Raw genomic sequence first — 9,857 nt, 5'->3', positions numbered from 1 at the left:
CTGTTCAGCTGCTATCTTTTAAAGCAACTTTATTATAATATCATTTACAACCTTCCGCGTCAACAAACTTTAAAAATTATTTTATAAGGTGTTTTGTGAAAGCTGTTCCTAAATAATAGCATTGTCCATGTTTCAGGTCAACGGATTATTCGTGGTATATTATTCCATTTAGTTTTTCTTTAATTCTTAGAAAGCCTTCTTGAATGACATGAGTTAATTGCATGACGGGAACATATAATTATTTAATTTCCTGATTAACAATAGCAATAGTATAAGTATCACACTAAAGAAAATAAGATTCCAATAAGAGCTTATTTCTAAAATGTCCATCCTTACCATGGTGATATGAAATGCAAAATCCGCAAAAAATAATAAAGTTAGCCATCTGAATCGATAATATTTTGTTATAACAACGGTCAGCAGCAGTGCATAAATAATCCAGATTAGAACACTGAAAGCTACATGGTCCTGATAAGGAGACTCAAACCAGCCGACTTTATATTGATGAGATCCTGCGATAGCCGTTAAACCAAAAGAGACTCCTTGAAAGATTGTGGTGATAGCCATATACACAGTTATAAATTGAATGAAAAAAGATGGGTCTTCGACTTTATTCCTCCACCATTTTATAACAAATACAGACGCAAACAATATTGCAGGAGTAAACCAGGATCTCCACCAGTTATGTTCATAGATGCCAAGCCAAAGAAATAGCTCTTCTATTCCATAAATGCAGGCTATTATCAAAATTATCCACTTAAAGCGGATTCTAAAAGCGGCTATCGCCATCAATACACTAGGAATAAAAAAAGCCTGTGAAATACTGGACCCAAAAACATCATCATACATGTGGATTGAAAAGAAATTCGGATAATAGGAGTAAGCATCAAATAAAATTAAGACGATATATTCCATTAAAAAGGAAAGTCCCATGGCGAAGAAATAAACCGCCAGATTAAAACGAAAGTCAGTTTTTTTATAAGCTATATAAATAAGACCCATGCTTATGAGCACTAATCCAAGAAACCAAAGCAAATTCGACATTCTTCCACATCCAGTTTCACTCGTTTCCATTATTTTGTTCATCCCCGACAAACATATACTTCTACATTGAACGCGGGAATTTTTCAGGAATCTAATGAATTACCGTAAAGTCTGGTGTGCGGAGCAAACGTTGAAACTGAGAAAGTAAGTTGGACAGCCTTATTATGCAAAAATAAAAGGGCGATTAAGATCGCCCCTGCACTTATTTAGAAAATATGCTGTTATTGTTAACGACTTGCAATTCTTTAGTCGTTTCCTGCATTTCACTTTTGCAAATCGGACAAAGAGGTACCTGGCTGCTTTTGAAATTGTCCCTTACCCAGCAATTGCAGGCCTCAGATGTACACTCCCAAATTTTCACTTCTTCAACCTTGATTTCTTCCATGTTTTTTCTGCCAAATCCCATCGCCATTTAACGGCACCTCCCAAAGAGTAAGACCCTTACCCAAAATAAAAATCACTTGCTATATAAAGTGACGAACCACTGGCTCTATATAACAAGTGTTTATGGGCAATATTATATTCTTTAACTAAAATTAGTATAACATATTTAAAAGTTTCTGTCAAAAAGTTCTAAACCTGCAGCTGTAAACTTTGAAACACAGCAAAAAATCGATAAATACTATTAAACCCAATCCGGGAAAAGTGTATAATGACAAGTACAGTAGCAATAGAAGGGGTGACGACTATGAACATTACAAGTTATTCTGTTGAGTACATACAGGATCCTACTGGCATTTTAACAGGTGACCGCTACGAATTCTTTTTAGATATTAATGTGGATGAAGAAGATGAATTATATTCAGAAAATGGCATTAAGCTAAGAGTTCTTTATTTTAAAAATGGAGAAGACGAGAGGATTCTTAATTATCATTTTGTCGAAGGCGGTTCTGGAACGATTTTGGATTTCGCTTTAGATGAAGATGAAGAAAAAACAGTTTCAGCTTTCTGCCGGGACAACCTTTCCCAGGCAGAGGAATAAGAGCAGGTTCCCCCTGCTCTTTTACTTTATTTAAATTCCCTTTCCCTCTTCAATAATGTGATACATTAAATGCGCTAAATGCTGTATAGGTGTATAAGCCTCTTCCCTGTCCACATTATTTCCTTCATTAAAATCAAGGTCATTCAGATAAAGAGCAGTGAATTGATAAAAATCTTTTAATTCAAAAGCAAAGCATGCACTGGGTTCTTCAGATTCCCCTTCATATTGCAGTACCATATAAGACTCTTTACCTTCCTTGTCGACAGCATCAAAAAATATAAAATAGCCAACATTTGAGTTCAATTCAAATAAATGCCTTGTTCCACCTTCTGTAAATTGCTCAAAGTCATTTTCGTTCAGCTTCTGAACAACCATCTCCTGTATATTGTCTTCCTTATGGAACTTCACTGTGAAATTTTTCATTCAATCTCCCCCTTAATCCATACAATCCTAACATATAGCTGTATTTATTAACATAATTTCAATCAGCACTCAAATGTATTCAATTTTGGGACTATTCGTTTGAACCGTTTTCTTATATTATTGGTATTATCAATTTTTAATACAGGAGGCTGCCTGATTGCTGACCAAAAAACAATTAGACGATATTCGTTCTCTACAGCAAATATGCGAAGAGACAGAGAATATCGAATTAAAATTAAATTGGGATACTTTAAAATCGAGACCTGCAGATGAGAAACATGACTATTTCCATTATGATAAAAACGGAAAATTATTAGGGTACCTTGCTCTTTATAGTTTCGGAGGCCCGGTGGAATTATGCGGAATGGTCCATCCGGATCATAGACGCAAGGGCATCTTCTGCAGTCTGTTCAATGAAGCAGTAAAACAATTGACCCAGGTAAGCAAATTGCTTATTAATGCACCAGCCTTTTCTGGATCCGCGAAAGGTTTTATACAGTCATCGCCTAGCAGTTATTCTTTCTCCGAATATCAAATGAAGCGGCATAAAAGCGCCGAGATCGGAACAATAAACCAGGAAGTAACCCTGGAGAAAGCAGTGAGCAGTGACCTTGATTTCATTAATCATCTGGATACAGTATGCTTTGATGTTCCAAAAGAAGAGGCAGCGGCGTTTAATAATAATATCTTTAACTGCGAAAATGAGAAGACATTTATAATTAAATACAAAGGCGTAAAGTCCGGCAAAATCAGGATTCAACTAGATGAAGATGCTGCCTGGATTTACGGATTTGCTGTCGATCCTCTATTCCAGGGAAAAGGAATCGGCAGGAGTGCCCTTACCAATGCTGTTAACCATCAGCACAGCAATGGAATCAGCTGGGTACATCTTGAAGTGGCTGCAGAAAATGACCATGCTCTATCATTATACAAATCATGCGGCTTTGAATCATACGGTACACAGGATTATTATGAATTTGACCTTAATACACTTAAGCTTTAATGAACTTTTATTCCTTTGAATCGAAAAATACATGATTGAATATTAACTTATCTGTAACTTCCAGGATGCCGAACGAATAGTTCGGCATCCTGCGCTTGTCAGTGGGAGACCCGGGATTAAACAGGATAACTCCATTATGAAGTTTCTTGACCGGGATATGCGAATGCCCGAAAATAATAGCATTAACTCCTTCATCATTGAATGCCTCAATACTTCTTTTTTCAGTTGTTTTCCCCTTTCCATGCCCATGGACAACACCTATTTTAAAACCATTTATTTCAAGCAGTATTTTTTCCTTCAAAATAGCGCGAAGTTCAACATTGTCGGTATTTCCAAATACCCCCTCAACCGGCGCAAGTTTCTTTAATTTCTCATAAAGTTCGATGCTCTGCCAATCCCCTGCATGAATAATTAAGTCACAGCCGTTCATTTCATTCAGCAATACTCCTGGCAGCTGTTTTGATTTCTTCGGCATATGGGTATCTGATAAAATGAGAATTCTAATCACTATCAGTCCTTTCTCCTTACTGTTGTACCTTATTTACCCCAAAATTAAAAGAGAGCCCCCATTAAGGGACTCTCTTATCAGTCATTATAACTTTGTTACATTTACAGCTTGCGGTCCACGCTGGCCCTGTTCTATGTCAAAGTTAACTTCCTGGCCTTCATCAAGGGTTTTGAAACCTTCTGTCTGGATTGCAGAGTAATGAACAAATACATCTTCTCCGCCTTCAGCTTCGATAAAACCAAAACCTTTTTCTGAGTTAAACCATTTTACTTTGCCTGTTGCCATGTAAATTTCCTCCTAATATCAATAACTCACAGAGTGATTATTACCCTGCATTTACTAATATGGGTAAAACCTTCAATTTTTATAATAAAAAATTCAAAAAGCAGTGAAAAAAACTTTTTTTCGCATTTCAGGCCGCATTATCCCTTATTGCTATTGCTGCGTGGCTTACTGCTGCGTCTGTCCCGGCCGCCTTTAAAATCTCTTCTATCGCGTCCGCCGCCTCTGGATCTGTCGCTGAATCTTCTTCCTCCGCGATCACCTTTAGGTTTTCTGACACGGACAGGTTCAACCGCAGTTAATTTAACCGGTGTGACATCAGGACCTTTAGTCAGCATTTTAAAGGCTGCAGCAAGCAAAGTAACAGAATCTGTGTCTTCAAGAAGATTTTCCGCCACTCTCTTGAAGTCTGAGTGTTCTTCTTTTTCAATAACTTCCATAAGTTTATTAATAGTCGCCTGCTGATTGCCAGCTACTACATCCTTAAAGGAAGGAACAGGCTTTTTCGCCATCTTGCTCTTTGTAACATTTTCAATTATTTTCAGGTGATCAATTTCTCTTGGTGAAACGAATGTAACCGCAAGCCCCTTGTTTCCAGCACGGCCTGTACGTCCAATACGGTGAACATAGCTTTCAGGATCCTGCGGGATATCGAAGTTATAAACATGGGAGACGCCTGAAATATCAAGGCCACGGGCAGCAACGTCAGTCGCAACCATGATATCGATTGTCTGCTCTTTAAATCGGCGGATTACCTGATCTCTTTTCGCCTGTGGAATATCGCCATGAATTCCTTCAGCCGAATATCCTCTCTTAATGAGACCTTCCACCACTTCATCTACACGCTTTTTTGTCCGGCCAAATACAATCGCCAGCTCAGGTGATTGAATATCCAGAAGATTACAAAGCACATCAAATTTTTGTTTTTCATGCGTTTCCATATAATACTGTTCAATATTTTTAACTGTCATTTCTTTCGCTTTCACTTTAACCATTTCAGGCTCCTGCATGAATTTTTCAGCAAGGGACTGAATTCTTCTTGGCATTGTTGCCGAGAAAAGCAGAGTTTGGCGCTCCCCTTTAATTTCACTTAGGATTCTTTCAATATCCTCGATGAATCCCATATTGAGCATTTCATCCGCTTCATCCAAAACAACCATCTTAATATTGCTTAAGCGGATTGTTTTTCTTTCAATATGATCAATTAATCTGCCTGGTGTAGCAGCAATGATATGCGGGTGTTTTTTAAGCGCACGGATTTGGCGGTTAATATCCTGACCCCCATATACAGGAAGTGTCCGGACACCTTTTACCTGTCCTATCCGGTTTAATTCTTCTGCCACCTGTACAGCAAGCTCACGTGTTGGCGCAAGGACAAGACCTTGAATACCCGCGTTCAAATCAATCTGCTCTAAAAGCGGTACACCGAAAGCAGTGGTTTTTCCAGTTCCAGTCTGTGCCTGTCCAATCATGTCCTTTCCCTGCATTCCGATTGGAATCGCCTGTGCCTGAATAGGTGTTGGTTCCTCGAAGCCCATGTTGGAAAGAGCTTTTACTATTTCATTACTTAAGCCAAAATCTGAAAAAGTTGTCAAAATATGTGTTCCTCCTTGAATTATAAATGTTATTAGGTTCTGTAAGACTTTTTTTGTATAAAGACAATGACACTTTACTAGGCTTTCCAGTTTGCATCTCTTTTTTACATTTCCGTTTGTACTAATTTTAAACTTTTTGTAAGTGAAGAATTTTAATTGGGTGAAATGAAAAATACATATCCTAAAAGCAGGTGTTGCAGAAGATCTGTTTTGAGGAATGCTGAAGGCTACAAAGTGGATAAGCAAACATAAAAAGGTGATGCATGATTAGACATGCATCACCTCATTTAAGCAAAATTATGCTTTAGTTACGTTAGCAGCTTGAGGTCCACGGTTACCTTCAACGATTTCGAAGTTAACGTCTTGACCTTCTTCTAAAGTTTTGAAACCTTCAGTTTGGATAGCGGAGAAGTGTACGAATACATCTTGACCTTCTGAAGATTCGATGAATCCGAAACCTTTTTCTGCATTAAACCATTTAACTTTACCTGTGTTCATTTGTGTTGCCTCCCAATGAGTTGTTTTTCACTATAATGTACCATATAAACTTAACATAAAAAAGCCATAGCTGCCAGAAATGAGGATGAACGATCGCCTACATTTCTTTGCAGCTACGTCTACTTATCCAAAAAGTATATTACGAACTTTACAGCGTTAACCTAATAATAAACGACACACATCTATAAGTCAATCCTTTTGGAGTCAATTTTTAATTAGGGATAAATTGACTACTTGCGATTTTCTTTTTAGATAGTGTCTTTTCCGCAGCCTGAACAGTATGTTTCAAAAGCATGGAGATCGTAACAGGTCCTACTCCACCAGGTACAGGTGTAATAGCAAACGCTTTTTCGAAACAGCTGTCATACTCTGCATCTCCAATATTCCCTTCATTATATCCGGCATCAAGTACAATGGCCCCCGCTTTAATCCATTCACCCTTAACAAAGTTAGGTTTTCCCACAGCTGCAACGACAATATCAGCCTGCTTAACAATCATGGGCAGGTCTTTGGTATATGAATGGCAGGTTGTGACCGTTGCATTTCGATTGAGTAAAAGGGCAGATACCGGCTTGCCAAGGATTGGGCTTCTTCCGATGACAACAGCATGCATACCTTCAGTATTCAATTTATAATAATCCATAATTTCCAAAACAGCTGCAGGTGTACATGACGGATATTCACCAAAGCCGAAAGCAGTTTGACCATATCCGAGGCTTGTAACACCATCAACGTCTTTTTCAATTGCAATAGCTTCAAAAGCTTTGCGTTCATCTATATGTCCAGGTACGGGATGCTGGAGAAGGATTCCATGTACAGAAAGATCATCATTCAGTTGTGCAATTTTCTCCAGCAGTTCTTCTGTTGTTGTATCCTTTGGCATATGAATACGTTCTGATAAGATGCCCAGTTTTTCACATGCATTCCCCTTCATTCTTACATACGTTTCAGACGAAGGATCATCCCCCACTAAAATAGTGGCTAAACAAGGCTCAACACCTTTTGCCTTTAATTTTTCAATTCGATTCTTTAATTGGTCTTTCACATGTTTTGCCACAACAATTCCATCAAGAATAATCTTTTTTTCCGCCATGCATATTCCTCCTATAGGAAAAGCACCTATTCGGCTTGCGGGCTTTTCCATTTTGTTATGAAAAAAGAGACAAGGGTATCCCTTATCTCTGCCCAGACGACCGGCTATACATAGACGCAGCTCCCCTGCGGTTGATTCCGCATTGTCGTCAGTCACTGCGATTTTGAAAACTATTCTAATGAGTAGATAATATCATAAAAACACAAATAATTAAACTTGATTTTATTAAAATGTTCGTGTTTTTGCAAAATAAATAAAAAAGGACAGCAAATACTGTCCTTATAATTGATATATTTGAGTTAATTAATTATTACCTAAAACAATGAAAGCCCTGCCTCTCTTCCATCCTTGCGGCTCCTAGACCGCGCCAGTGGGAATCAGGTCGGTCGGAAATCCTTTCCGACTGAGATGCTCTCTGAGATTTTAATATTAAATGGTAAGAAACTTACTGAAGTAAAAAATACGGAGAAGTGTCTGGTTTACAGAAGATGATTAAGAAGAACATTCAGCGTTAAGCTGTCCACACAAATTTTTCTTAATTACAAACACATACTTACTCTTTCAAAATCCTAAAGAGCATAAAACATAATAAAAAGCCGCAGTTCCACTAAAAAGAAGGTTCGGGTGCCGAACATTCCAAGTGGATTAACGACTTGAAAATATACCTCAAATACTTCAATCACTATAATATCCTATAAACTTTTATCTGTCAAGAAAAAATCTTGTCACAAGCTAATTAGCTTTCTCCTTTGTACTCGGTAACATTAAAATAATCGGTTGTATCTTTATAGTCATTAAAGTCTATATCCAGATCATGAAAATACCGGTGCAGTTTGATTAACACTTCCTTATCCTTGGTGCCAGACTGCACAGTTTCTGCCAGGTTTGTTATTGTTCCGAGATCCTTCTGCAGATCCTCATTCTCTCCTGATATTTTTTTTAGGGAGTTTAAGATTAGATCAGCTTGTTTTCTTTGTTTTGGCCAGCTGACTTTACGGTCTCTTCCCCAGCCAAGTGTTTCATTATAAAAAGTATGATTGGAGGCAATAAAGTCTCCTAAATCTTCGTACATTAACCCCTGTGCGGGCTCCACCGCATTTGCCGAGGTCTTTTGCATCTTAGATTCATCCTTATTTAAAAAGACAAGCACACTGTAAGCCAGTGCAATGGCTATCACTATTCCGAGAATTGAAAGGGTCATGTTTAATTTTTTATTTTTCAGCAATTTGAAAGCCTCCATTTGATTTTGATTAATGCTGCAGAAGTTAAATGGATATATTGCCATTTCATTTTTACAGAAGATCTTCCACTTACTGCAAATGTTTTCCATGTTAATACATTCTATGTGAACTTCCCAAACCCTTCAATCCAAATAAAAAAGCTTTTAACACAATGTGTCAAAAGCTATTGTTGTTTTTTCTGAGTGAGAAAAACCTCCATAAAATCAATGATAAAAGGTTCCAGGTCAAGCTCCATAGCAATGTTATCAATTGTTTCCGGCGGTTCCTCCTCCGGCTTAGGCCTGAAATCAGCTATGCTTTTTCCTTTGGCCTTTCCAAACTGTTCAATTCTCACTCTTCGTTTAACATATTTGACGAGATCTGGATTTGTAAGAACACTTAAAACAAGAACATCATGGAGAGGTGCACCCTGAATTCCCGGAACAAGCTTTTTGTAAGCTTCATAATAAAAATCATAAGCAGGTTTGATTAAATCTTTAAAAGGTGACTGGGTATTATTTGCAATAAAATTAATCGTCTCAGGCCGGATAATCGCTTTATTTGTTACATTCAGAGGAAATATATAAATGTTTTTTGCTTTTTCCAGCACTGAATCCGCTGCGATGGGGTCAGCATAAAAGTTGGCTTCAGCCTCTGGCGTTACATTTCCCGGAACCAGAAACGCACCGCCCATTAAATATAATGCATTGACATCTTGATATGCATCCTTTCCATATAGAATGAGCGGCAGTGCCAAATCAGTCTGCCTTCCAACACCAACGATAACAAGGTCATTTTTATACTGATTTATAATTTCAATAATTTTGTCAATATCATATACTTTTATTTTGCTGCTGAAATCCTCCGGAGGCTGAATGGGCCCAAGGCCTTCCTCCCCATGAATTTCAGGATAAAAGACAGCGGTCTCACCGGATAATGGACCGCTTGCCCCTGCTATTATGGGTATGTCCTCCCTGCCGGCAAGGTTCAGTAAATAGGCAGTATTATTAATGGATTCTTCTTTGGTTATATTGCCATAAGCGCTGACCACACCAACTAAATTAATCTCAGGATGCTGAAGAGCATACATTAGGGCAAGTGAATCATCAACCCCCGAGTCAACAAACATGAGAACATTGTACATAACCCACCTCCGCTACCTATTTATAATATAGTATGCCTGTGGAATGTCCCTTTTGTTTAAATTCC

The 9,857-nt window shown here is 38.0% G+C and carries 12 protein-coding genes and 1 riboswitch; of the genes, 2 read left to right on the top strand and 10 right to left on the bottom strand.

Translation table 11 applies throughout. From position 1 onward, the window contains the following. Window positions 1-213: 213 nt before the first annotated feature. Together CHI10_RS21225 and CHI10_RS21220 are read right to left on the bottom strand one after the other, a co-directional pair. Window positions 214-1,044, bottom strand: a complete 831-nt coding sequence (locus CHI10_RS21225; RefSeq protein WP_095246133.1) for a hypothetical protein — start codon at window positions 1,042-1,044, stop codon at window positions 214-216. A 202-nt stretch (window positions 1,045-1,246) separates the two neighbouring features. Continuing rightward, complete coding sequence (locus CHI10_RS21220; protein ID WP_095246131.1) at window positions 1,247-1,456, bottom strand: cold-shock protein; 210 nt, start codon at window positions 1,454-1,456, stop codon at window positions 1,247-1,249. A gap of 276 nt (window positions 1,457-1,732) precedes the next feature. On the opposite strand from CHI10_RS21220, the gene CHI10_RS21215 reads away from it, so the two are divergent. Next, complete coding sequence (locus CHI10_RS21215) at window positions 1,733-2,026, top strand: DUF6509 family protein (RefSeq protein ID WP_095246130.1); 294 nt, start codon at window positions 1,733-1,735, stop codon at window positions 2,024-2,026. A gap of 30 nt (window positions 2,027-2,056) precedes the next feature. Here the strand turns inward: CHI10_RS21215 and CHI10_RS21210 are convergent, their stop codons facing one another. Further along, window positions 2,057-2,449, bottom strand: coding sequence for a cytosolic protein (locus CHI10_RS21210; RefSeq protein ID WP_095246129.1), 393 nt, complete (start codon window positions 2,447-2,449; stop codon window positions 2,057-2,059). 157 nt (window positions 2,450-2,606) lie between these two features. Here CHI10_RS21210 and CHI10_RS21205 point away from each other — a divergent pair, with 157 nt between their 5' ends. Beyond that, window positions 2,607-3,452: a GNAT family N-acetyltransferase gene (locus tag CHI10_RS21205; RefSeq protein WP_095246128.1), complete on the top strand. Its 846-nt coding sequence runs from the start codon at window positions 2,607-2,609 to the stop codon at window positions 3,450-3,452. Between the two features lie 7 nt (window positions 3,453-3,459). On the opposite strand, the gene CHI10_RS21200 is transcribed toward CHI10_RS21205, so the two are convergent. From CHI10_RS21200 to CHI10_RS21170, 7 genes are all read right to left on the bottom strand, one after another. Then, window positions 3,460-3,957 (bottom strand): metallophosphoesterase family protein, encoded by a 498-nt coding sequence (locus CHI10_RS21200; protein ID WP_095246132.1) that lies wholly within the window; start codon window positions 3,955-3,957, stop codon window positions 3,460-3,462. Window positions 3,958-4,044: 87 nt separating this feature from the next. Next, window positions 4,045-4,245 (bottom strand): cold-shock protein, encoded by a 201-nt coding sequence (locus CHI10_RS21195; RefSeq protein ID WP_095246127.1) that lies wholly within the window; start codon window positions 4,243-4,245, stop codon window positions 4,045-4,047. A 137-nt stretch (window positions 4,246-4,382) separates the two neighbouring features. Then, window positions 4,383-5,837 (bottom strand): degradosome RNA helicase CshA, encoded by a 1,455-nt coding sequence (gene cshA, locus CHI10_RS21190; protein ID WP_095246126.1) that lies wholly within the window; start codon window positions 5,835-5,837, stop codon window positions 4,383-4,385. Window positions 5,838-6,134: 297 nt separating this feature from the next. Continuing rightward, window positions 6,135-6,335, bottom strand: coding sequence for a cold-shock protein (locus tag CHI10_RS21185; protein WP_076262882.1), 201 nt, complete (start codon window positions 6,333-6,335; stop codon window positions 6,135-6,137). A gap of 211 nt (window positions 6,336-6,546) precedes the next feature. Then, window positions 6,547-7,428, bottom strand: coding sequence for a bifunctional 5,10-methylenetetrahydrofolate dehydrogenase/5,10-methenyltetrahydrofolate cyclohydrolase (locus tag CHI10_RS21180; RefSeq protein ID WP_095246125.1), 882 nt, complete (start codon window positions 7,426-7,428; stop codon window positions 6,547-6,549). A gap of 83 nt (window positions 7,429-7,511) precedes the next feature. Further along, a riboswitch (ZMP/ZTP riboswitch) is annotated at window positions 7,512-7,594 on the bottom strand. Between the two features lie 570 nt (window positions 7,595-8,164). After that, window positions 8,165-8,653 carry a hypothetical protein gene (locus CHI10_RS21175; RefSeq protein WP_095246124.1) on the bottom strand — a complete coding sequence of 163 codons (489 nt, stop codon included), beginning with the start codon at window positions 8,651-8,653 and terminating at the stop codon, window positions 8,165-8,167. 179 nt (window positions 8,654-8,832) lie between these two features. After that, on the bottom strand, window positions 8,833-9,792 hold the full coding sequence (locus CHI10_RS21170; protein ID WP_095246123.1) for a nucleoside hydrolase: 960 nt from the start codon (window positions 9,790-9,792) through the stop codon (window positions 8,833-8,835). Window positions 9,793-9,857 lie beyond the last annotated feature (65 nt).

It is taken from the genome of Bacillus sp. 7894-2 (genome assembly GCF_002272225.1).
Lineage (GTDB): Bacteria > Bacillota > Bacilli > Bacillales > Cytobacillaceae > Cytobacillus.
The sequence above is the reverse complement of the archived record's forward strand: the minus strand, read 5'-3'. Positions and strand labels throughout refer to the sequence as shown.

Coding starts and splice junctions, on each gene's coding strand:
- CHI10_RS21225 (WP_095246133.1), bottom strand. CDS start 1,044: ATGTCGAATTTGCTTTGGTTTCTTGGATTAGTGCTCATAAGCATGGGT.
- CHI10_RS21180 (WP_095246125.1), bottom strand. CDS start 7,428: ATGGCGGAAAAAAAGATTATTCTTGATGGAATTGTTGTGGCAAAACAT.
- CHI10_RS21220 (WP_095246131.1), bottom strand. CDS start 1,456: ATGGCGATGGGATTTGGCAGAAAAAACATGGAAGAAATCAAGGTTGAA.
- CHI10_RS21215 (WP_095246130.1), top strand. CDS start 1,733: ATGAACATTACAAGTTATTCTGTTGAGTACATACAGGATCCTACTGGC.
- CHI10_RS21210 (WP_095246129.1), bottom strand. CDS start 2,449: ATGAAAAATTTCACAGTGAAGTTCCATAAGGAAGACAATATACAGGAG.
- CHI10_RS21185 (WP_076262882.1), bottom strand. CDS start 6,335: ATGAACACAGGTAAAGTTAAATGGTTTAATGCAGAAAAAGGTTTCGGA.
- CHI10_RS21195 (WP_095246127.1), bottom strand. CDS start 4,245: ATGGCAACAGGCAAAGTAAAATGGTTTAACTCAGAAAAAGGTTTTGGT.
- CHI10_RS21170 (WP_095246123.1), bottom strand. CDS start 9,792: ATGTACAATGTTCTCATGTTTGTTGACTCGGGGGTTGATGATTCACTT.